Below are 21174 nucleotides of genomic sequence, written 5' to 3'. Positions count from 1 at the left end.
TCCACCATCCCTTGCAAAGGGGCGCCGCTCTGACGCTCGCCTTGCGGCTCACACCTTGCCTTGACGAGGCGAAGTGGACGATAATTGGCTTTATTAAGCCGGATCGCCACACAGACAACGGACGCGCTGATGGACAAGCTCGTTATCCAGGGGGGATATCCCTTTTCGGGCTCGGTGCAGATCGCCGGCGCGAAGAATGCCGCGCTGCCGATACTCGCCGCCTCCCTTCTCGGTGGCACACAAGTGTCTCTGGCAAATGTGCCCCACGTATCGGACGTGGATTCCATGCTGAATCTCCTCGGCGGTCTTGGCGCGGACGTCGGCCCCTTGCGCAACGGCCGCCTGTCCCTGTCGACCGGCAATGTGTCCAGCTCCGAGACCACATACGACATCGTGCGGCGGATGCGCGCGTCATTCCTGGTGCTCGCCCCGCTCGTCGGGCGGTTCGGCCATGCCCGGATCTCCCGGCCCGGCGGCTGCGCGATCGGCACCCGCCCGGTTGATCTTCATCTGGAGGCGCTGCAGCAGCTCGGTGCCGAGGTGCAGACCGAGAGCGGGGTCATCGACGTGACTGCGCGCGGCGGGCTCAAAGGCGCGCGGATCGTGTTCCCCACGCCCACCGTCGGCGCGACGCACACCGCGCTGATGGCCGCGGTCAGCGCAACGGGCGAAAGCGAGATCGTCAATTGCGCGCGCGAGCCCGAGATCGCCGACACCGCCGCCTTCCTGAGCGCAATGGGGGCGACGATCGAGGGCGCGGGCACGCACCGGATGCTGGTGCAGGGGCCGGCGAGCTGGCGACCGGCAAGCCACACGATCCTGCCCGACCGCATCGAGGCGGCGAGCTATCTTGTCGCCGCCGGGCTGACGGGGGGGCGCCTGGAGGTGATCGGCGGACGGCTGGAGCACCTGGGGGCCGCCTGCCACCTGCTGGAAGCGGCGGGCCTCTCGATTTTCCCCACCGACCGCGGGCTGATCGCGGAACGGCGCGGGACGCTGCACAGCGTCGACATGGCGACCGAAGCCTTTCCCGGGTTCCCGACCGACCTGCAGGCCCAGTTCATGACGCTGATGTGCCTGGCCGACGGTGTCTCGGTCATCCGTGAGCGGATCTTCGAGCAGCGTTTCATGCATGTGCCGGAACTGCAGCGCATGGGCGCGGACATCTCGCTGTCGGGTGCCGCCGCCACGGTGCGCGGCGTGTCGCGGCTGCAGGGCGCGGAGGTGATGGCAACCGATCTCCGGGCGTCCATGTCGCTGGTCCTCGCCGGCCTCGTCGCGGAGGGCGAGACGGTGGTGCACCGGGTCTATCACCTGGACCGGGGCTATGAGGACATCGACGGCAAGCTGACACGCTGCGGCGCGCAGATCGCGCGGGTGGCGCAATGACGCCGGAGACGCTGTACCTCTCCGTCGACGGCGGCGGCACGGGCTGCCGCGCCCGGCTGGAGCAGGCCGACGGCACAATCCTGGGACGCGGTCTCGCCGGACCGGCCGCGACCCGCTTCGGCATCGATGCCTCCTGGGGTGCCATCGAGACCGCCTATTGCAATGCCTATGCCGAGGCCGGCATGGATCCGCGGGGACAGCGCAAGGTCCATGCCGGTATCGGCGTTGCCGGCCTGTCGCGCGCCGGTGCGCTGGAGGCGCTTGAAGCGAAGCCGCATCCCTTCACCTCTGTCGCTTTCGCCAGCGACGGCGTGATCGCCTGCCTCGGCGCGCACAACGGCGGCGACGGCGGCATCGTGATCGTTGGAACCGGCAGTTGCGGGATCGCGCGGGTCAAGGGACATGACATAAAGGTCGGCGGCTATGGTTTTCCGATCTCCGACGAGGGGAGCGGTGCCTATCTCGGGCTCAGGGCGATCCGCCTCGCGATGCTCGCCCATGACGGGCGCGCCGCCGGAACCGCCCTGCTGAACGAGATCCTCATGCATTTCAATCGCGATCCGCGCGAGGTCGTGGCGTGGATGGACACGGCAACGGCAACGGACTACGCCACCTTCGCGCCGGCGGTCGTGCGCCATGCGGACGAGGGCGACACCGCCGCGCGGCGCATCATGCAGGACGGCGCCGCCAAGATCGACGGCATCTGCCGCGCGCTCCGGGACAGGGGGGCGCCGCGCCTGACCCTGATCGGCGGACTGGGAAGCGTTCTGGAAAGCTGGCTTGCGCCGGATCTGCGAAAGAAACTCAGCCCGCCGCTTGGCGATGCGCTGGACGGCGCCGCGATCCTGGCGGGGCGAAGACCGCTCGATATGCAGCGCAGCTAGCGAAAACCGCCTCTCATCCCCACCCCGGCCACCCGAAACGTCAAAGACAAGATCCGGCGCACCAGCCTCCCCGGAAACACGGAAAAGAAGATGACCACAACAGAAAGCCTGTTTCTCGATCAGGAGCCGATAGACACAGCCAATCCGACACCTCGCTATATCCAGCTCGCCAATCGGCTGCGCGAGATGATCCGGAACGGATCGCTGAAGCCGGGCGAGGCACTGCCGTCGGAACGCACCATCGTCACCGCAACCAACCTGTCGCGCGTCACCATCCGAAAGGCGCTGGAACTCCTGGTACGCGAGGGCCTGCTGCATCAAAGGCATGGATCGGGAACCTATGTCAGCGAGGAACCGGGACGGATCGAACAGTCGCTCGGCGTCCTGACCGGCTTCAGCGAGGACATGGTGTCGCTCGGACATGTGCCCTCCGCCCGGTGGCTGCAGCGCAGCTATGCCCTGCCGTCGACCCAGGAAGCGATGACGCTCGGCCTTTCCCCGGGTGAAAAGGTCCTGCGCCTGCACCGTCTGCGGCTTGCCGACGGACTGCCGCTCGCGGTGGAACTCGCGGTGGTGCCCGCGCGCCTGCTGCCCTCCATCGAGCGCATCGGCGATTCACTCTACGAAGCGCTCGCAAGCGCTGGCGCGCTACCGGAAAAGGCGTTGCAACGCATGCATGCCTGTCGTCTTCCCACGTTCGAGGCGGACCTTCTCGGCGGCGAGGAGGGCGAGACCGCGCTTTACATCGAGCGCCTGTCGCGCACCGGATCCGGCCGCACGGTGGAATTCACCCGCTCCTACTACAAGGGCGACCGCTACGACTTTGTCGTCGAACTGACCCTTCCCAGACCACGGATGGACACGTGATGACCCGCAGCACCGCCACCACCCGGCTGAGGCAGGAAACCGATGAAATCCCGGACAGGGTCGCGATGCAGGTCGCGGATCGTCGGGATGACTTCGAGCGGGCGGGCGCCGCCTTGAGGCGCCACGATCCGCAGATGCTGATCACCGTGGCGCGGGGGTCCTCCGATCACGCGGCCACCTATCTGAAGTATCTCAGCGAAATGACGGCCGGACGTCCCGTTGCCTCGATCGGCCCCTCGATCTCCTCGGTCTACGGACGGTCCCTGCGGCTCGACGGCGCGGCCTGCCTGAGCGTCTCGCAATCGGGGCGAAGCCCGGATCTCACCGCCTTTCAGGACATGGCCCGCCAGGCCGGCGCACTCACCCTGGCGCTGGTCAACACGTCCCCCTCGCCGCTTTCGACCGGCGCGGATATCGCCATGGACATCGGAGCCGGGCCGGAACATGCCGTCGCCGCCTCCAAGTCCTATGTCTGCTCGCTGTCGGCGATGGCCGCGCTTGTCGCGGCGTGGACGCAAACGGCCTCTCTTGGAACCGCCGTCTCACGGACACCGGACCGACTGCGCAACGCCCTGTCCTGCGACTGGTCGGCGCTGGTCCCGGCCGCCTCGAATGCGCGCTCGATCTATGTCATTGGCCGCGGCCCGGGCTTCGCCATCGCCCAGGAGGCCGCCCTGAAGTTCAAGGAGACCTGCCAGATCCACGCGGAAAGCTACAGCGCCGCCGAAGTCATGCACGGCCCCATCCAGCTGGCCGCCAACGGTCTCGTCGCCCTTGTCTTTCTCAGTCGCGATGAAGCGCGGCCCGGTCTTCTGGATGCGGTTGCGCGGCTCGCCGGCTCGGGCGCGCGCGTCTTCGTCGCAGACCCGCTCGGCGAGGTGGCCTCGGACGGACGGGCGATCACGCCGCTGCCCTGCATCGCCGCCCCCGACCCCCTGCTCGATCCGCTGTGCCAGATCACGTCATTCTATCGCTTCATCGAACACCTTGCCGGAGCCCTGGGGTTCGATCCGGATGCGCCGCAACTGCTGAACAAGGTCACGGAGACACTATGACGGGGGTATCATGAGTGGGGGAACCGCACTAATCGCCACAACCATTTTCGACGGGGACCGGATGCATCCCGACAGCGCCCTGCTGATCGAGGACGGGCGGGTACGCGCGCTCGTTCCCGTTTCGGAAATCCCCCGTGACGCGGAGCGGATTGACACGGAGGCATCGCTCCTGTGCCCGGGCTTCGTCGACTGGCAGGTCAACGGCGGGGGCGGTGTGCTCTTCAACGAAACGCCAACCGCAGACGGCGCGCGCGCCATTGCAGCCGCCCATGCCCGTTTCGGCACCACCACATTGCTGCCCACGGTGATCACCGACACCCCGGACGTGACGGCGGCCGCCGCCAGCGCGATCGCACAGGTCATCGCAGACGGCAACACGGCGATCGCGGGGGTTCATTTCGAGGGGCCGCATATCTCTGTGGAGAAATGCGGCGTTCACGATCCAAGCTTCATCCGGCCGATGGAGCGCTCCGATCGCGACCGGCTCACCCGCGACGACCTTGGCGCCGTCGTTTCCACGGTCGCACCGGAAAACGCCTCGCTGGACGACATCCGCTCCCTGTCGAGGGCGGGTGTTCACGTCAGCCTCGGACACAGCAACGCGGGGTTCGTTGCCGCCAGCGCGGCGCTGAAGGCCGGCGCGCGCTCGGTCACGCATCTGTTCAACGCCATGAGCGGGCTGCATCATCGCGACCCGGGTCTTGCGGGCGCCGCGCTTGCAAACGCTCAGGTCTACTGCGGGCTGATCCCGGACGGGCACCATGTGCATCCCGCGATGCTCGACCTTGCCCTGCGCGCGGCCGGACACCGCCGGATCACCCTGGTTACCGATGCCATGTCATCGGTCGGCCACGCGGACGACCGGTTCGAGCTGAACGGACGCACCGTGATGCGCGAGAACGGGCGTCTCACGATTGCCGACGGCACGCTCGCCGGCTCTGATCTCGACATGATTTCCGGCGTCCGGATCATGGCCGACGCCTGCGGCGCGCCCTTTCAGGACGTCCTGCGCATGGCGTCACGCTGTCCCGCGCAGATGCTCGGCCTGCACGATCGCGGGCATCTGCGCCCCGGCGCGCGCGCGGACATTCTCGGCCTCGACGCGGACCGCGCGCTGGTATCGGTTTGGATTGCGGGCACCCGTCAGGAGCACTGACGGGCCGGCCGCCTCATGTCGGTGCGTCGGCGAAGTCCTCTCCGGCGTAGTGGCACGCACACAGCCGGGCGTCGCCCCCCTCACCGTGCGCCGGCGCAAGCTCTGGCTCCTCCCGGCGGCATCTGTCACGCATGACGTAGCAGCGCGGGTGGAACAGGCAGCCCTCCGGCCGGAAAGCGAGATTGGGCACATCGCCCTTGAGCACGATCCGTTGTGCCGATCCTTCGCCTGCCCGCTCCGCCCCCGGCAGCTTCGGGATCGCCGACATCAGTGCGCGGGTGTAGGGATGGAGCGGCGCGTGGAAAAGCTCCTCGGCCGGCGCCGTTTCGACGAATTTTCCGAAATACATCACCGCGATGCGGTCGCTGACATGGCGCACCACCGACAGGTCGTGGCTGATGAAGATCATCGACAGGCCGAGCTCGCGGCGCAGCTCCGCAAAGAGATTGATGATCTGCGACTGGATCGACACGTCAAGCGCGGACACCGCCTCGTCGGCAACGAGAATGCGCGGCGACAGGGCGAGCGCGCGGGCGATAGCGATGCGCTGACGCTGCCCGCCCGAAAATTCATGCGGAAGACGCGCGGCCGCCGTCTGCGGCAGGCCGACGAGATCGAGCAGTTCGCGCACCCGGGCCGCGCGATCCGGCCGGCCGTGGACCACCAGCGGCTCGCCGACGATGGTCGCCACGCTGTGACGCGGGTTGAGGGACCCGAAGGGATCCTGAAACACCATCTGGATCTCGGCGCGCGCAGCCTTGAGCGCCTTGCCCTTCAGCCCGGCGAGATCCGTGCCGCGAAAGCGGATTTCCCCGGACGTCGGGCGCGCAAGGCGCATGATCGTGCGCCCGAGCGTGCTCTTGCCGCAGCCCGATTCCCCGACGACGCCCAGCACCTCCCCCTCGGCAAGGTTGAAGCTGATGCCGTCGAGCGCCAATACCTTGCCGGCGGCGCCGGCGGGATAATGCTTGACCAGATCGATGACGGACAGAAGCGGGGTCATGAGGCCGGGTTCCAGCACATGGCGAAATGCTCCGCCTCTCCAACACGCGGCGGTCTCTCGCCCACACATTGCGACAATTCCGATGAACAGCGTTCGGCAAAGGCGCAGCCCGGCGGCCGCGCGCCGGGTTGCGGCACCGTGCCGGTGATCGCCGGAAGGGCGGAGCCCGGCCTGTTGGCGGCGGGGATCGTGCGCAGCAACGCCTCGGTGTAGCGATGACGCGGGTTGCGGAACACATCCGCCACCGGACCCTGCTCGACGATCCGCCCGGCATACATCACGGCCACCGTGTCGCAGGTCTCCGCGACGACGCCGAGATCATGTGTCACCAGAACACAGGCCATGCCGAAGCGGGCGCGCATCTCGCCGATCAGATCGAGAATCTGTGCCTGGATCGTGACATCGAGCGCCGTGGTCGGTTCGTCCGCGATCAGGAGCGACGGCTCGCAGGCAAGCGCCATGGCGATCATCACCCGCTGGCGCTGTCCGCCGGAGAGCTGGTGCGGATATTTTCGTCGCTGGTCGCGCCCGTTCGGCAGACCGACGAGCGCCAGCAACCGGTCGACCTCCGCGGCCTGCTCCGCGCCCTCAAGAGCGCGATGGAGCGCAAGTCCCTCGCCGATCTGGTCGCCGATGGTCATCACCGGATTGAGCGAGGTCATCGGCTCCTGGAAGATCATCGAGATGTCGTTGCCGCGCACCGCGTTCATTTCGTCGTCGCCGAGGCGGGCGATGTCGCGGCCGTTGAACAGGATCCGCCCGCGCGTCACGCGAACGGCCTGGCTCGGCAAAAGACCCAGCACCGACAGCGCGGTGATCGTCTTGCCGCAGCCGGATTCGCCCACCAACCCGAGCATCTCGCCCTCGTCCACCGACAGGTCGATCCCATCGACGAGAACACCGGACCCGGCCTCCAGACACAGGTCCTCGATCCTCAGCACGCGCGCGCCCCTGCGAACCCGCGCGACCGCGATCCCGAACGGACCACAGCCTGAACAGGAGACGGAGGCTCTTGCAACCGGATGGTCACGCCTCGCGATTTTGTCTGATAGGATCGAATTGCTGCGATTGCCGACACGCCGGACTCGTCCTTTACTGGTACCCTTGAAATCGCGACCATCTTGTAAATGGTATTCAGGTGGACTAGCATAACAGCCTAAGCTCGACACCGGCAAGGCGGGCACTTCAGAATTGTATCCAGAGGGGAGTTTGGGGTTCATGGACAGTCTGCGCAAATCCTTCATCGCATCCGGTGCCGCGCTCGCATTCGGCCTATCCGTCGCCGCTCACGCGGCCCCGCTGGAGGTCGCCGTCGACAGCTCGCCCTCCGGTCTCGATCCGCATATCGTGACCGCCTTCTCCTCCTTCCAGATCATCGACGGAACGATCTACGAGGGGCTGACCGCCCTCGACGCCGACCTCAACATCGTGCCCGGGCTCGCCAGCGCCTGGGAGATCTCCGAGGACAAGACAACCTACACCTTCACCCTGCGCGAGGGCGTGACCTTCCACAGCGGCGGGACGATGACCTCCGCCGACGTCGCCGCCAGCCTCAAGCGCGTGCTGGACGAGGCGACCGGCTCGCCGCTCGCCAGCCGGCTTGCGGCGGTCGACAGCATCGAGACGCCCGACGACAGCACCGTCGTGGTCAAGCTGAAAGCGCCGTCGGCGCCGCTGCTGTCCTCGCTCACCACCATCGCCATCGTTCCGGCGAAATACGCCGGCGACACCGAAACGCTGCAGCGCGCGCCGGACGGGACCGGCGCGTTCAGGTTCGTCGCGTGGCAGCCGAATGTCGCAATCCGCCTCGAGGCCAACGACGGCTACTGGCAGGACGGACTGCCGAAGCTCGACGGCGTCAACTTCAACATCGTGCCGGAAGCCGCCACCCGACAGGTCGGCCTGACGAGCGGCCAGTACCACATGCTGCCCAACACCGATGCGGTGACGGCGCTGCAGCTGCAGTCGCAACCGCAGATCAAGCTGCAGGAAACGCTGGAGCTCGCCTATTCGCTCACCGGGCTGAACGTGACGCGGCCGCCGCTCGACAATCCGAAGGTCCGCGAAGCGCTGAACTATGCGATCGACCGCAACGATCTGGTGCAGGCAGCGCTCTTCGGCGCGGGCGTGCCGGGCGGCCCTCTGTCGCCGGCGCTCAAGGGCTTCGCGACGCCGGTCGACGAGCTTGCCTGCTTTACCCCCGATCCGGAAAAGGCCAGGGCGCTGCTTGCCGAGGCCGGGGTGACCCCGCCGGTCGAGCTTGAGCTTCTCGTGCTTCCGCGCGACGACACAAAGGCGATGGCGCAGGTCATCCAGCAGCAGCTCGCCGCCGTCGGCGTCGAACTGACGCTGGACATTCCCGAGATCGGGCAGTTCGTGCAGGACTGGCGGAATTCGGAGTTCGACATGTTCGTCTCGTTGAACTCGGGAACGATCGAGCCGGACGACTATTTCTACCGGACCTTCCGTACCGGCGGCTCGACCAATGTGTTCAAATACTCCAACCCCGAGCTCGACGCCCTGCTCGACGCGGGCCGCGAGGAAACCGACGTCGACGGTCGTCGCGAGATCTACGCCAGGGTCCAGTCGACGCTCGCCTGCGACGGACCGGTGCTGTTTCTCGCCTATGGCCAGCTCTACACCGCGATGCGCGAGGCCGTCGACGGTTTCACCATCTACCCCAACCGCTCGCTCGGATCGCTGAAGTCCGTCACGCTCGGCAACTGACCGATCTGCCATCGCGGGTCCGGCGGCGACGGCCGCCGCCGGCCTCCCCCGCCGAACGGATTGCCCGGCCATGGTGTTTCTCAGACGGCTTCGCGGACGCCTCGTCGACCTCGCCTTCGTGATCGCAGGCGTTTCGGTGCTGGTCTTCGGCTTCATCCGGATGATCCCGGGCGATGCCGTCGCGATCATGCTGGGCGCCAATGCGGAAGTGACGCCCGAACGCATCGCGGCGGTGCGCACGCGCCTCGGGCTCGACCTGCCCATTCACGAACAGTATTTCGCCTGGCTCTCGGATGTGTTGCGCGGCGACTTCGGCGTCTCGATCTGGACCGGCAAGCCGGTGATCGACGAGATCGCCGCCCATGTCTGGCCGACGCTGCAACTGACGCTGCTGGCGCTCGCCACCGCGGTCATCCTCGCCATTCCGCTCGGCATCCTGATGGCGCGACTGCGCGGCCGACGCGGCGAGGCGCTGGTGCAGGCCGGGTCCGTGGTCGGCCTCACGATTCCGCCGTTCTGGCTCGGTATCATCATGATCCTCGTGCTGTCGGCGCTGGCGCCGAACGTGCAGATGCTCGGCTATGTGCCCTTCTCGCAGGATCCGCTCGGCAATCTCGCGCGGATGATCCTGCCCGCCTTCGCGCTCAGCCTGCCGATCATGGCCAATCTCGCCCGCCTGCTGCGCTCCACGCTGCTGGAGGCGATGCAGCAGGATTATATCCGCACCGCGCGGGCCAAGGGCGTGCCGGCGCGGCGCGTGCTTTACCGCCACGCCCTGCGCAACGCGCTGATCCCCTTCATCACAAGCGTCGGGATCATGGCCGGCTACCTGCTCGGCGGGGCCATCGTGATCGAACAGGTCTTCGCCATCCCCGGTCTCGGCCGGCTGATCCTCGGCGCCATCGCGGAACGCAATTATCCGCTGATACAGGCGACGATCCTGCTGGTGACCTGCAGCTTCGTCTTCGTCAATTTCGCCGTCGACGTCGTCTACGCCCTGATCGACCCGAGGATTTCGGAATGAGCGGACAGGCAAGCCCCCCGCAGGCCCAAGGCCGCCGGCGGCGCAGGCCTTTGCTGTCGCTCTATTCCGTGGCGCTGACGATGATCGCGGTCATCGTGCTTGTCGCGCTCGCCGCGCCGCTGATTTCACCCTACGACCCGCTGGCCCAGGACATCCTGCAACGCCTGAAGGGGCCGTCCGCCGCGCATTGGCTCGGCACAGACCAATTGGGCCGCGACGTGCTCTCGCGCATTGTCTTCGGCCTGCGCGCATCGCTGGCGATCTCGGCAAGTGCCGTCCTTGTCGCGTTTCTCGGCGGCAGCGTCCTCGGCCTGGTCGCGGCCTACTACCGGGGCTGGGCGGAGCGGATCATCATGCGTTTGATGGATGTGCTTTTCGCCTTTCCGGTGATGCTGCTCGCCATCGGCGTCATCGCCGTGATGGGACCGGGCGCCGTGCCGACGGCCGCCGCAATCGCCATCGTCTACACGCCGATCTTCGCCCGGCTGCTGCGCGGGCCGGCGCTCGTCGTCGCCGAAAGCGATTTCGTCCTGAGCGCGCGGTCCATCGGCGCCTCGGACCTGCGCATCATCCTGCATCACATCCTGCCGAACCTCGTCAGCGTCATCCTGGTGCAGTTCAGCCTGCTGCTGTCCTCGGCGATCCTGGTGGAAGCCTCGCTGTCGTTTCTGGGGCTTGGCACCCAGCCGCCGACGCCCTCGCTCGGCATGATGCTGTCGGAGGGACGCAACTTCCTGTTTCTCGCCCCATGGGCGGCGATTTTTTCCGGCGTGGCGATCCTGATCGTCGCCTTCGCGCTGAACCTCTTCGGCGATGCGCTGCGCGACGATCTGGACCCGAGGCTGCGCCAGTCCTGACCCCGCGCCGCCTGAACGATCAAGGCGGGGACGGTCAAAAAGGGAGAGCCTGCGATGGACGACAGACTGGAAATCACCATCAACCGCCGGCGGTTCGACCGGGACGGCGGCGTCGCGCCGACAATGACCGCCGACGATCTTGCAACCCTTGCCGGGATCCCGGCGCAAAACGCGATCGTCGAGCGGGAAACCGGGCCGCGCACCTATGAAGCGCTTGCGCGGGATAGCTCGCTTCCCATGCGCTCGGGGCTTCATTTTCTGGTGACCCGCAAGTTCGTGATGGGCGGCTAGCCCCCGCTTGCCGCACCCGCACAGGAGGCCCGGATGCCCGCCCGCGATGAGGTCGCAAAGACCCTGCTGAGACTTGGCAAAACCGAATTCGACACGCTGCGCGCCGACGCGTTGCCCGGCGCGCCGGCGCAAGACTGGGCGGCAACGCTTGCCGTTACGCACACGCAGGACGCGACCGTCTGGACCCTGCGCCCGCTTCATCTCGCCCTGCCGGCGCGGCCAAACGGTGTCCGGGCCGACATAAGGGCGCTGGCGATTGACGGGGAAGATGCCTTTCGTGCCGCGCTTGACGACTGGGGCGATGCCCCGGCACCTGCCGAAACCGGGGAAGGGCCTGCGGTTCGCCTCCTGATCGGCGTTGCACCGCAGGGGCCGCCGGAGATTGCGGCACGCTGGCGAACAGCCGACGGCTGGCACGAGGTCGACCGCATGTTCCTCGAGGGCCGGCCCGGCGTGCGCCTTTGGAGCGGCGGCACGCCGCCGGCGCCGGACCCGTTGCCGCCCGAGCGGGTCGCGCGCTTCACCAGTTCCTTCGGCGTCGAGGCCTATCAGCGCCTGAGGCGTGCGACCGCCGTCGTGATCGGAGCGGGTGGCACCGGCTCGGTCGCGATCCCGATGCTGGCACGTGCGGGCGTCGGCAAGATCGTCATCGTCGATTCCGATGTGATCAGCCCGTCGAACCTGGAGCGCACCCACGCGAGTTTTCCCGAACACATCGAAACGCCGACGCTAAAAGCGACGCTCGCCCGCGACCACGTGCGCAGCATCGACCCCGACATCGAGGTGATCGCCTTCGACGGGCGCCTGCCGCAACGCGCCATCGTGGAGGAAGTCGCGCAGGCGGATGTGCTGCTGGGGTGCACCGACCAGCACACCAGCCGGCTCGTGCTCAGCGACATGGCGCGGCGCTATCTGGTGCCGGCCATCGATTGCGGCGGGTTGATCGAGGGCGCGAACGGACTGGTCACGGGTCAGATCATCCAGTTGGTGCTGTTTCGCCCCCACGACCCCTGCCCGCGCTGCCGGGGCATGGTCGACGATCTGCGCATGCGCCAGGAGCTGATGTCGCCGGCCGAGCGTCAGGCCCTGATCGATGCCGCCGGAGACCAGGCGCCACCGCCGGAAGCGCATGAAATCCCGCAGATCGACACGGTCGGCTATATCACCACCACCAGCGGAACGCTGGCGGCGGGCTATGCCATCGGCTGGCTGACCGGGCGGTTCGACCCGCCGTTTCAGCGCATGCAGATGAACCTGATCGCCGATTGCCTCGACGTGACCGACCGGCCGCAGCCGGTGGACGAAGCCTGCAGCTGCCAGGACGAACGGGGACTGGGCGATGCCGGAGAGCTTCCCTTTGAGATCCCGGCGCATTGGGGCACGGCGCACCGCCTGTGAGCGGGCGGCCCGGCCCTTCAGCCGGCCTCGAAGAGTTTCCGCAGATACCGCAGGGAGCGCGCCTGCGCCCGGTTGGCACGATGGCTTTCGCCGACGCCGGGCTCCACTTCCAGAACAAGACCGGTCGTCGCGTCGCGCCCCAGCGCGTCGGGGAACCTCTCGAAGGGCAGATTGCCGGTGCCGACCTCAAGGCCTTCCGTGATCAGCGCATCGAGCGGAATCTCGGGCGGGCCGTTGGCCGGATCGGGATAGAAAACGCTGTCGCTGACATGCATCCACGGCATGTCGCCATCGACGAAGTCGAACGGATGCAGCCGTTCGCTGCGCTCCAGATCCTCATCGAGCACGGCGCAAAAGCGGGGATCGTCTTTGGTGGTCGCAGGATGCGCCCGGCGCCAGTTGAACAGATTGGCCGAGAGCGTCGCATGGGCGGTGTCGACGAAGGGGGCGACATTCTTCAGCCCCTCGGCCGCGACGAAGGCGCGGAACTCCGCGATCTCCCAGGGAAAGAAATGATCGAGGGGACCTGCGAGAAACGACGTGCCGTCGCGTGGCAGCAGCGAATAATGGCCGACGTTTTCCACCAGCAGCTGGATATCCGGCGCGAGCCGCGCCAGCCGCGCGATTTCCGCGTTGAACCCGGCCGTTGCCTCGGGCCTCGTCGCGCGCTGCGGCTCGGATCCGTAAACGAGACCCCAGTAGCGATGGATGACAACTCGGTGGGACCCCGCATCGTCCGCGAAACGCAGGGAGTCCTCCACCTGCCCCGAATCGAAAACGCTCTCCGTCACTCTTGCGACTTTCTGCAAGGGCACATGCACCGTGAGATCGAGCGGGCCGTGGCTTTGCCGCAACCTTGCGAGATTTTCCAGACACACGCGCCTTGTCGCCGCATCTTCCAGATCACGCGGGCCGAAGGTGTGCAATTCGAGCACAACCGGAAGTCCGGCAGCACGCAGCGCGGCGGCACGGTCGGCAAGCTGCGCGCCATCCATCGCAGCGGCCTTCAAAGCATATCCCGGCATCAATGGTGTCTCCGGCGAACGGGAGCCCGACAATAGGCGGGCCGCGGGCAATCTACACCGAATGGCCGCGGATCATAGACATCCCGTTTTCTCAATCGTCGCCAATTCGGCATCCCCGACCCCGAGCCAGTCCTGCAGCACCTCGCGCGTATGCGCGCCAAGCGCCGGCGGGCCGCGATGGACGCCGGGAGGGGTGGCGGACATCTTGATCGCGGAGGCCGGCACGGGAACCGTTCCACCGGCTGGATGGGGCACGTCGACAATCTGCCCGCGATGGGCGAGGTGAGGATTTTCCACGACATCGGCGATGCTGGCAACCGGCTCGCAGGGGACACCCACATCGTGCAGTGCCTGGAGAATCGCCTCCGCGTCATGCTCCAGTCCCCAGGCGTCTATGATCGCCTCGAGCTCGGCGACATTGGCGTTGCGCGCGAAGAAGGTCGCGAAGCGCTCGTCGTCCTGAAGCTCGGGTTTGCCCATCGCCTCGCAGAACCGCACGAAATGATGGTCGTTGCCGGCAACGACATAGACCCATTTGTCGTCGCGGCTCTTGAAGCAATGCGACGGCGAGAGATAACGGTCGCGGTTGCCGAGGCGAGACTGCTCGATCCCGAAGAGCTTCGATTCGCCGATGGCCGTCGTCAGCATCGACAAGGCGCTGTCCATCAGCGTGGCCTCGACGACCTGGCCCCTGCCGGTTTCCTGACGCGCCTGCAGGGCGGCAAGTGCGGCAATGCTCGCATAAAGCGCGGTCGAATAATCGGATGCGAAGACGCCGGCCATTGTTGGCGCTCCGTCTGCCTGGCCGGTGAGTGTCATGATGCCGCTGTGGGCCTGCGCCGCCCCGTCGAAACAGGGATGCGACGCCATCGGTCCGTCCTGACCGAAGCCGGAAATGCGCACCAGGATGAGGCCGGGATTTTTCGCCGACAGGACATCGTAGCCGCAGCCCATCTTCTCCAGCGTGCCGGGGCGGAAATTCTCGATCAGGATGTCGGCTTCCGCCGCGAGCCGGCGCAACAGCGCCTGACCGTCGGGATTGCGGAAATCGAGCGTCAGGCTGCGCTTGTTGCGGTTCGCCCCCATGAAGAACAGCGTCTCGCCGTCGACCATCTCGCCAACCCGACGGCCTTCCTCACCGCCGTCGGCGCGTTCGACCTTCACCACGTCGGCGCCAAGATCTCCCAGGATCTGACCGCAGAAAGGCCCCGCAATATACCTGGATAGGTCAAGTACTTTTATCTTATTAAGGGACTTATTTTGCATATTGATGTTTTCTTTCATAATATATTCAAGTACAATTCCCCGAAATTCAGGAGGATTTGCAATGAAGGTTAAATTCCATACATGGCTCAAGACCAAGACCGGTTGCGCCGAGGAAGACATCGACCGGCCCGCAGATGTGCGCACCATCGCGGATCTGACCGGTTTCCTCGCCGAGCGCCACGCGGAGGCCGCGCCGCTCTTCGCGATGCCGCAGGCGCTGCGCTATGTGATCGACCGGCGCTATGTCGACGCGGACCATGAGCTTTCTCCCTCGGACGTGGTGGAGATCTATCCCCCGGTTACCGGAGGCTGAGCTTTCGTCTTTTCGCGGTGCGGACCTTCGGCCTTCGCGCAACAGGGGCAGCCCGCACGCCGGGCGAGCGGCACCTCGGAAAAGCCGGCGGACAGACCGTCGTACATGACGATCCGCCCGCTGAGACCGCCTCCGATCCCGAGGATCTCCTTCACGACTTCCATCGCCTGGAGGCCGCCGATCACCGTCAGGACAGGACCCGCCACCCCCACCATCGAGCAGGACGGAGTGACCTCGGGGGGAAGCGGCGTCGGATAGAGACAGCGAAAGCACGGGTTGGCGCCGCCGCGAAAGGCAGCAAAGGTGGTGACCGTGCCCTCCGTCATCTGTGCCGCGCCGCTGACAAGCGTCCGGCCCAGCGCGAAACAGGCCTCATGCAGGACATCGCGGGTGGCGAAATTGTCGGTGCAATCGGCGACGACGTCATAGCCGGCGACGAGGTCCGCCGCATTCGCGGCCGTCACCGGGAACATATGCTCCACCACCGCGACATGCGGATTGCCGCGCCGCAGCCGCGCCGCGGCACTCGTCGTTTTCGGCGTGTCGAGATCCTCCATCGTGTGAATGACCTGCCGGTGCAGGTTGGAGACCTCGACGAAATCTCCATCCGCCACACCAATGCGCCCCACCCCGGCGGCCCCAAGATATTGCAGGACCGGAGCACCGAGACCGCCGGCGCCCACGACGAGCACGCGCGCCGCCTTGAGACGAAGCTGGCCCGCCTCGCCCCATTCCGGCAGCACCATCTGGCGCTGATAGTAGGCGTACTCCTCGGCAGTCAGGGCGTTTTCGGTCATGACAGCTCCGCCCGTTCCGCGGCCAGCGCCGCGCCATAGCCGTGAATGTGTTTCAAGAGGCGATAGAACCCGTTGGCGCGGCTCGGCGCCAACAGTTCAATCATCCCGGCCTCGCGCAACCGGTCCGGCGGGATCGAGGCGACCTCGTCGGCGCTGCGCCCGTCGTAGAGATTGACGGCGATCGATAAGAGCCCGCGCATGATGCGGGCGTCGGAATCGGCAATCACGCGCACCGTCCGTGCATCGGGGTCGAAGCCGAGGGTGAGCCAGACCCGGGACTGGCAGCCGTGAAACAATGCGTCCTCGGTCTTGAGAGCGGGATCCATCTCCGGCAACTCGCCGGCCATCTCCATCAGGGCAATCACGGGTCCGCCGGATCCGCAGCCCGGCCCGAGCCGGTCTGCAAGGCTTGCCATATAGTCCTCGATCGAACGCATCCTGCGTGTCCATATGCCTTGCCGGAGTGCCCGGACTGTCAGGCGGCCGCCCGCGCCTGTGCGAGAACCCCGCCGCCAAGCGGCTCCTTAACCCCCGTGGTGAGCGGGAAGCTGAGCGGCAGGCCGCGCTTGGAGCGCATCGCGAGGAAGGCGAAACACTCCGCCTCCACCGCATCGCCGCGGAAACCGACGCTTTCGGCCGGCACGACCTCCGCGCCGGTGCGTTTCGCGATCTCGCGCATCATCACCGGGTTCTTGCGTCCGCCGCCGCACACGACAATGCGGCGGGGGCGGCTGGGGAGGAGATCGAGCGCCTTTCCGACCGACCCGGCCGTGAAGGCAGTGAGAAGCGCTGCCCCGTTTTCCAGGCTCGCCCCTTCCGCCATCGAGGCGGAGAAATCGAAACGATCGAGCGACTTGGGATAGGGCGCGGCGAGGAAGGGGTGTTCGAGAAGCTTGCGCAGCCGGTCCTCGTCGACGGTGCCGCTTGCGGCAATCGCACCGCCCTCATCCATGTCGCCGCCATTGTGCTCGAAGATCCAGTCGTTCACGGGCGCATTGGCGGGCCCGGTGTCGAAGGCGACCATGTGATCGCCGTCGCACCATGTCAGATTGGCGACGCCGCCGAGATTGAGCACCGCCGTGTCGCCGCCGGCGTTGATCTTTCTGAGTGCTGCCTTGTGGTAGATTGCCGACAGCGGCGCACCGTGTCCGCCAGCATCCATGTCGGCGGAGCGGAAATCATAAACGACATCCGTGCCGACGATGTCCGCCATCATCGCACCGTCGCCCAGTTGCCGCGTGTAGCCACGCCGCCCGCCCTCCGGCGCCTGGTGCAGCACGGTCTGTCCGTGAAAGCCGACGGCGGAAATATCGGACGCGGAATAGCCGTGCCGCTCAAGGAAGCCGTTCACGGCGAGAGACTGCGCTTCGGTGAGAGCGGCTTCCGCCTCGCGGAAGATCGCCGGCTCCGGCCCCTCGAACTGCCATTTGAGCGCCGCCTGGAACGTCCGTCCGAGAAGCTCGCGGATATCGACCGGATAAGGCGCAAGTTCCCAGGGCCCGAAGGCATCGATCGTCTCGCCGTCGGTCTTGATCATGGCGATGTCGATGTACCCGTCGAGAACGGTTCCGGTCATCAGTCCGATTGCCCAGGCAGGCTTCATATCATCATGCTCCTTGTGCGCCGCCTCAGGCTGCGGCGGCGCGCTTGTCTTGAATGTGCTGCGGAAAGATTCGGCCCGCCGGCTTGCGGCAGTCCTTGCAATGGCTGACAGCCCCGCGCCCGTGGTCGGAAAGCCGGCAGCGGAAGGCGAGCGCGCCGGCCAGCACCCGGTCGACGCCGTCCCGCAGGAGATTGCCGACGATCCCGGCCTGGCCATGGCTGATCACGCAGATCGACACGTCGCCGTTCGGCGCGACGCAGAAGACATGCCCGGCCCAGAAGCAGGGAAGCTGCGGAACGGGCAGATGCGGCAGCACCTCCTCCGACAGCATGCGGTCGAGCGTGCCGTCGCTTTCCAGGCTCTCCACCTTGTCGATGGCCTGCTCCGCGCCGCCGGGCAGGAGCGGCTTGACCTTCTCGTACTGGTCGACGCGTTCCAGCAACTTGAGAAAACGCGGATCATAATCCTCGACCGGCTCGTCCAGATCGATCTGGTAGACGCCAACGCGCAGCCCCGGCCGGTCCTTCGCACGGTCGAGCAGGACCTCCAGCCCGCGCAGGGATTTCTCGAAATTGCCCTCGCCCCGGTTGAGGTCATGCGACAGCCGATTTCCGCCATCGAGCGAGACGAAGATCTTGTGGTCGAAATCAACGGAGACGATCTCCTCGACCCGCTTCTCGGTCAGCATGGTGCCGTTGGTGTGCCACTGAAGCGGCACACCTGGCATGACATCGCCGACGGTGGCGAGCAGCTCCGCGAAGCGCGGATTCATCAAGGGCTCCCCGCGCCAGTTCAGATGGATGGTCTGCACATCGACCGAGCCGCTGTCGCGCAGGTCGGTCAGCATGCGCCGGAGATCCTCCGGCGTCATGTCGTCCTTGCCGTGGCTGAGCTTCGTGTAGCAAAGCCGGCAGGCGAGGTTGCAGCGGGTGGTCGGGTCGAGCCAGAGCCAGACGGGCGATCCGTCGATGGCGGAACTCTCGGTGCGCGGAGTGTGATCGGTCATGCAAGCTCCCTGGTCACCTACCGCCAGGGCGCCCCTGGCCGGGCAAAATTCAGTTGATCATACAATTTCCGGCAAAACAATACCTTTTAGGTACCATTGTAAGTCCAGATCAAGACACTGCGCGCGGATAGTGAATCGGGACGCACCAGTGGTTTTCCGCCACCCAGTCGGTGTTCGGTAGCTCCGCGGGGTCCTTCATGATGCGATGGCACGGCAGTTCGTAGACCTTGCCGGCCCCGCCCTCGATCGGGTCGAACACGATGTATTTGTAAAACCCGCTTTCCATCCCATCGGGCAGGCGCACCCGGTTGGGATAAGCAGGATCGAGCACATCGTGCGCATAGGCCTGTTTCCAGCCGACGAAATCGGCGAGACGACGCGTCTGCACCACACCCATTGCCGCGGTGAACTCGTCGATCCTGTAGTTCATGCCTTCGATGCGATAGCCGGAACCCCGGCCGTAATCGCGATACGAGCGCGCATGGCGGCCAAGGTCGGGGTTGGCGGTGACCAGCATGCCGCCCTCGCCTGTGGAGATCGTCTTGGTGGGATAGAAGGAATAGATGCCGGCGTCGCCGAAACTCCCGGCCGCACGACCGTTCCAGCTGGCGCCATGGGCATGGGCGCAATCCTCGATCAGCCAGATGCCCTTTTCCCGGCAATAGGCGGCGATCTTCTCGATATCGAAGGCGATATGTCCGCCGACATGAACGATCCAGGCTGCCTTCGGCCGATGCCGTTCGGCCTTTTCGACGAAGTCGTCGAAAGACCCGCAAAGGTCCTCCCGGTTGCAGTCATAGAACACGACAGATGCGCCCGACTTCTGCGCCGAACGCGGCGTCGCCAGGAAGGTGTTGGAGGGCGAGAGCACGACCTCGCCCGTCACGCCAACGAAGTCGAGTGCCGCCAGCGCGCCGCCCGCCCAGTTGTTGAAGGCCACCGCTTCCAGTCCGGTCTGCGCGCTCCACGCCGCCTCGAAGGCGCGCGTGTGGTCCCCGTCGCTCCATCGGTTGGACCGCAGGATGTCGCGCCACAGGCCGAGGAGTTCATCCTCGTCGCGAGCATCGAAGGCAACGGAGAACGGCAGCGGCGCCGGCCGCGGCGCCGCTGGATCGAGCTTATCTGCAATCGGCTTGCTCACAGCAGCATATCCTCCTCACCGAGCCCGAAGAGAGCAGCGCCATCGTTTCGGGCGTGAAGCTCATACTGGTTGGCGGCATGCTGACGGGCGGCCAGCATATCATTGAAATAACGAAGCAATGGAGAACCGCGATAGAGCGCGGCAGCCCCGGCCGCGCGCAGAAGGTTCGCCCCGTGATGGAAACAGCGGTCAGCGACGCGGGTCGCGTTCAGACGGAAGACACGCCGCCGCGCCAGGCTCGACTCCTCGCCGCGCTCGGCCGCCGCGCTCATCTCTGCAAGATCGCCCTCCAGCACCCGCCACATCGCGGCAAGATCCGCGTCGACCGTGGCGCAGAGGTCCCGCACATGCGGATCCTCGGCTATGCGCTGCGCCATCATCGATGTCCGCTCGCCGTTTGCCGCGAGGAAGGCATCAAGCATCCCGCGCAGCCCGCCGAGCGACGAGGTCGAGATCGACCGGAACAGGAGTTGCGGCAGCGGCAGGCGGTAGAGTGGCCCGGTGTTGACCTGCGTTCCCGGGGTGCGGCCGTGAAAGCGGTCTTCATGCGCCAGAAAGCGGTGGGCGGGAACATGGACCTCCGTGACCTCGACCGCATGGCTGCCGGTGCCGCGCAGCCCGATGACATCCCAGTCCGCCACAATCTCCACGTCATCGCGGGGAACCAGACAGGCGCCGGCGCGGGGCTCCCCGTCGCGCTCCATGAGCGCTCCGAGAACCAGCCAGTCGGCATGCTGAACACCGCTGGAAAAACGCCAGCGCCCGGAAAGACTGAAATCGCTGCCCGGCCCCGCGCACAGGCGACCGCCCGGCATGTTGCTCGACGACAGGATCGTGTCGGGGTCCGTACCCCAGACATCCGCCTGGGCCTGGGGCGGAAACAGTGCCAGATGAAACGAGACCACACCCATGTTGGCCATCACCCAGCCGGCCGACATGTCCGCCTCCGCCAGAAGGCCTTGCAGACGAAAGAGGGTGATTGCCGGAAGCTCGAGACCGCCGAACCCGCGCGGCTGCAGGACCTGGAAAAATCCGTTCTCGCGGAAGATCGCCACCGTCTCGCCGCTCAGGCAACAGGCCTCGTCCCCGGCTTGCGCCCGTTCGCGCAGCACGCCCGGCACCCGGCGCCCTGCCCTCAGGACGTCATCCGCGGAAAACGGCGATACGGCCTCGGGAACGACCCCGGAAAGAGACGCGGACAGGGACACAGCGGACCTCCAGTCTCGGTGGTGTTAGACTGGTAGGATATTCAGGGTGGCGATTTTTGCAAGGACACGCTTAGAAACAATGACCCCAGACCGTTTCCCGCGCGCGCGACCGGCGTGCCGTGGGGCGACGGGAAACCGGCATTCAATCGCCGGACAGACAGGTG

The 21174-nt window shown here is 66.4% G+C and carries 21 protein-coding genes; 11 read left to right on the top strand and 10 right to left on the bottom strand.

Annotated elements, in window-relative coordinates; genetic code table 11:
- Positions 1-129: 129 nt before the first annotated feature.
- The 5 genes from murA (at position 130) to nagA (ending at position 5351) form a co-directional block, all read left to right on the top strand.
- Complete coding sequence (murA, locus tag BLU32_RS19715) at positions 130-1389, top strand: UDP-N-acetylglucosamine 1-carboxyvinyltransferase (protein ID WP_093809778.1); 1260 nt, start codon at positions 130-132, stop codon at positions 1387-1389.
- Positions 1386-2273, top strand: coding sequence for a BadF/BadG/BcrA/BcrD ATPase family protein (locus tag BLU32_RS19710; protein ID WP_093809776.1), 888 nt, complete (start codon positions 1386-1388; stop codon positions 2271-2273). The genes murA and BLU32_RS19710 overlap by 4 nt, the downstream gene beginning before the upstream one ends.
- A gap of 90 nt (positions 2274-2363) precedes the next feature.
- Positions 2364-3140, top strand: a complete 777-nt coding sequence (locus tag BLU32_RS19705; RefSeq protein ID WP_093809774.1) for a GntR family transcriptional regulator — start codon at positions 2364-2366, stop codon at positions 3138-3140.
- Positions 3140-4195, top strand: a complete 1056-nt coding sequence (locus BLU32_RS19700) for an SIS domain-containing protein (RefSeq protein ID WP_093809772.1) — start codon at positions 3140-3142, stop codon at positions 4193-4195. Before BLU32_RS19705 ends, BLU32_RS19700 begins: the two co-directional genes overlap by 1 nt.
- 10 nt (positions 4196-4205) lie before the next feature.
- Positions 4206-5351, top strand: coding sequence for an N-acetylglucosamine-6-phosphate deacetylase (gene nagA / locus BLU32_RS19695; RefSeq protein WP_093809769.1), 1146 nt, complete (start codon positions 4206-4208; stop codon positions 5349-5351).
- A gap of 13 nt (positions 5352-5364) precedes the next feature.
- Here the strand turns inward: nagA and BLU32_RS19690 are convergent, their stop codons facing one another.
- Both BLU32_RS19690 and BLU32_RS19685 read right to left on the bottom strand, forming a co-directional pair.
- Entirely contained in the window at positions 5365-6354 is a 990-nt protein-coding gene (locus tag BLU32_RS19690; RefSeq protein WP_093811364.1) for an ABC transporter ATP-binding protein, read from the bottom strand.
- The gene (locus BLU32_RS19685; protein ID WP_197673653.1) at positions 6351-7295 is read right to left on the bottom strand and encodes an ABC transporter ATP-binding protein; all 945 of its coding nucleotides are present in this window, start codon (positions 7293-7295) and stop codon (positions 6351-6353) included. The genes BLU32_RS19690 and BLU32_RS19685 overlap by 4 nt, the downstream gene beginning before the upstream one ends.
- A 277-nt stretch (positions 7296-7572) precedes the next feature.
- On the opposite strand from BLU32_RS19685, the gene BLU32_RS19680 reads away from it, so the two are divergent.
- The 5 genes from BLU32_RS19680 (at position 7573) to BLU32_RS19660 (ending at position 12651) form a co-directional block, all read left to right on the top strand.
- Positions 7573-9081 (top strand): ABC transporter substrate-binding protein, encoded by a 1509-nt coding sequence (locus BLU32_RS19680; RefSeq protein WP_093809765.1) that lies wholly within the window; start codon positions 7573-7575, stop codon positions 9079-9081.
- 70 nt (positions 9082-9151) lie between these two features.
- Positions 9152-10105, top strand: coding sequence for an ABC transporter permease (locus tag BLU32_RS19675; RefSeq protein WP_093809763.1), 954 nt, complete (start codon positions 9152-9154; stop codon positions 10103-10105).
- Positions 10102-10962: an ABC transporter permease gene (locus tag BLU32_RS19670; protein WP_172838599.1), complete on the top strand. Its 861-nt coding sequence runs from the start codon at positions 10102-10104 to the stop codon at positions 10960-10962. Before BLU32_RS19675 ends, BLU32_RS19670 begins: the two co-directional genes overlap by 4 nt.
- A gap of 54 nt (positions 10963-11016) precedes the next feature.
- The gene (locus tag BLU32_RS19665) at positions 11017-11253 is read left to right on the top strand and encodes a hypothetical protein (RefSeq protein WP_093809761.1); all 237 of its coding nucleotides are present in this window, start codon (positions 11017-11019) and stop codon (positions 11251-11253) included.
- A 33-nt stretch (positions 11254-11286) separates the two neighbouring features.
- Positions 11287-12651 carry a ThiF family adenylyltransferase gene (locus tag BLU32_RS19660; protein WP_093809759.1) on the top strand — a complete coding sequence of 455 codons (1365 nt, stop codon included), beginning with the start codon at positions 11287-11289 and terminating at the stop codon, positions 12649-12651.
- 17 nt (positions 12652-12668) lie between these two features.
- On the opposite strand, the gene BLU32_RS19655 is transcribed toward BLU32_RS19660, so the two are convergent.
- Together BLU32_RS19655 and BLU32_RS19650 are read right to left on the bottom strand one after the other, a co-directional pair.
- Positions 12669-13676, bottom strand: coding sequence for a hypothetical protein (locus tag BLU32_RS19655; RefSeq protein ID WP_093809757.1), 1008 nt, complete (start codon positions 13674-13676; stop codon positions 12669-12671).
- 72 nt (positions 13677-13748) lie between these two features.
- Entirely contained in the window at positions 13749-14942 is a 1194-nt protein-coding gene (locus tag BLU32_RS19650) for a CaiB/BaiF CoA-transferase family protein (protein ID WP_244501883.1), read from the bottom strand.
- A 61-nt stretch (positions 14943-15003) separates the two neighbouring features.
- Here BLU32_RS19650 and BLU32_RS19645 point away from each other — a divergent pair, with 61 nt between their 5' ends.
- A complete protein-coding gene (locus tag BLU32_RS19645) occupies positions 15004-15255 on the top strand; it encodes a MoaD/ThiS family protein (protein WP_157727758.1) in 252 nt (83 codons plus the stop codon).
- Here the strand turns inward: BLU32_RS19645 and BLU32_RS19640 are convergent.
- From BLU32_RS19640 to BLU32_RS19615, 6 genes are all read right to left on the bottom strand, one after another.
- Positions 15231-16052, bottom strand: coding sequence for a HesA/MoeB/ThiF family protein (locus BLU32_RS19640; protein WP_093809753.1), 822 nt, complete (start codon positions 16050-16052; stop codon positions 15231-15233). The genes BLU32_RS19645 and BLU32_RS19640 overlap by 25 nt on opposite strands.
- Positions 16049-16489 carry a SufE family protein gene (locus BLU32_RS19635; protein ID WP_093809751.1) on the bottom strand — a complete coding sequence of 147 codons (441 nt, stop codon included), beginning with the start codon at positions 16487-16489 and terminating at the stop codon, positions 16049-16051. Before BLU32_RS19635 ends, BLU32_RS19640 begins: the two co-directional genes overlap by 4 nt.
- Before the next feature lie 38 nt (positions 16490-16527).
- The gene (locus BLU32_RS19630) at positions 16528-17655 is read right to left on the bottom strand and encodes an anhydro-N-acetylmuramic acid kinase (RefSeq protein WP_093809749.1); all 1128 of its coding nucleotides are present in this window, start codon (positions 17653-17655) and stop codon (positions 16528-16530) included.
- Positions 17656-17680: 25 nt separating this feature from the next.
- Positions 17681-18661, bottom strand: coding sequence for a radical SAM/SPASM domain-containing protein (locus tag BLU32_RS19625; RefSeq protein ID WP_093809747.1), 981 nt, complete (start codon positions 18659-18661; stop codon positions 17681-17683).
- 109 nt (positions 18662-18770) lie between these two features.
- Positions 18771-19802, bottom strand: a complete 1032-nt coding sequence (locus tag BLU32_RS19620; protein WP_197673652.1) for an aminotransferase class I/II-fold pyridoxal phosphate-dependent enzyme — start codon at positions 19800-19802, stop codon at positions 18771-18773.
- Positions 19799-21010, bottom strand: coding sequence for a hypothetical protein (locus BLU32_RS19615; protein ID WP_093809745.1), 1212 nt, complete (start codon positions 21008-21010; stop codon positions 19799-19801). Before BLU32_RS19615 ends, BLU32_RS19620 begins: the two co-directional genes overlap by 4 nt.
- Between the last annotated feature and the right edge of the window lie 164 nt (positions 21011-21174).

Origin of the sequence: Stappia sp. ES.058 (assembly GCF_900105595.1) — a bacterium.
Classification (GTDB): domain Bacteria; phylum Pseudomonadota; class Alphaproteobacteria; order Rhizobiales; family Stappiaceae; genus Stappia.
This window is presented reverse-complemented; position numbering and strand designations above follow the sequence as displayed.

Coding starts and splice junctions, on each gene's coding strand:
- murA (WP_093809778.1), top strand. CDS start 130: ATGGACAAGCTCGTTATCCAGGGGGGATATCCCTTTTCGGGCTCGGTG.
- BLU32_RS19710 (WP_093809776.1), top strand. CDS start 1,386: ATGACGCCGGAGACGCTGTACCTCTCCGTCGACGGCGGCGGCACGGGC.
- BLU32_RS19705 (WP_093809774.1), top strand. CDS start 2,364: ATGACCACAACAGAAAGCCTGTTTCTCGATCAGGAGCCGATAGACACA.
- BLU32_RS19700 (WP_093809772.1), top strand. CDS start 3,140: ATGACCCGCAGCACCGCCACCACCCGGCTGAGGCAGGAAACCGATGAA.
- nagA (WP_093809769.1), top strand. CDS start 4,206: ATGAGTGGGGGAACCGCACTAATCGCCACAACCATTTTCGACGGGGAC.
- BLU32_RS19690 (WP_093811364.1), bottom strand. CDS start 6,354: ATGACCCCGCTTCTGTCCGTCATCGATCTGGTCAAGCATTATCCCGCC.
- BLU32_RS19680 (WP_093809765.1), top strand. CDS start 7,573: ATGGACAGTCTGCGCAAATCCTTCATCGCATCCGGTGCCGCGCTCGCA.
- BLU32_RS19675 (WP_093809763.1), top strand. CDS start 9,152: ATGGTGTTTCTCAGACGGCTTCGCGGACGCCTCGTCGACCTCGCCTTC.
- BLU32_RS19670 (WP_172838599.1), top strand. CDS start 10,102: ATGAGCGGACAGGCAAGCCCCCCGCAGGCCCAAGGCCGCCGGCGGCGC.
- BLU32_RS19665 (WP_093809761.1), top strand. CDS start 11,017: ATGGACGACAGACTGGAAATCACCATCAACCGCCGGCGGTTCGACCGG.
- BLU32_RS19660 (WP_093809759.1), top strand. CDS start 11,287: ATGCCCGCCCGCGATGAGGTCGCAAAGACCCTGCTGAGACTTGGCAAA.
- BLU32_RS19655 (WP_093809757.1), bottom strand. CDS start 13,676: ATGCCGGGATATGCTTTGAAGGCCGCTGCGATGGATGGCGCGCAGCTT.
- BLU32_RS19650 (WP_244501883.1), bottom strand. CDS start 14,942: ATGCAAAATAAGTCCCTTAATAAGATAAAAGTACTTGACCTATCCAGG.
- BLU32_RS19645 (WP_157727758.1), top strand. CDS start 15,004: ATGAAGGTTAAATTCCATACATGGCTCAAGACCAAGACCGGTTGCGCC.
- BLU32_RS19640 (WP_093809753.1), bottom strand. CDS start 16,052: ATGACCGAAAACGCCCTGACTGCCGAGGAGTACGCCTACTATCAGCGC.
- BLU32_RS19635 (WP_093809751.1), bottom strand. CDS start 16,489: ATGCGTTCGATCGAGGACTATATGGCAAGCCTTGCAGACCGGCTCGGG.
- BLU32_RS19630 (WP_093809749.1), bottom strand. CDS start 17,655: ATGAAGCCTGCCTGGGCAATCGGACTGATGACCGGAACCGTTCTCGAC.
- BLU32_RS19625 (WP_093809747.1), bottom strand. CDS start 18,661: ATGACCGATCACACTCCGCGCACCGAGAGTTCCGCCATCGACGGATCG.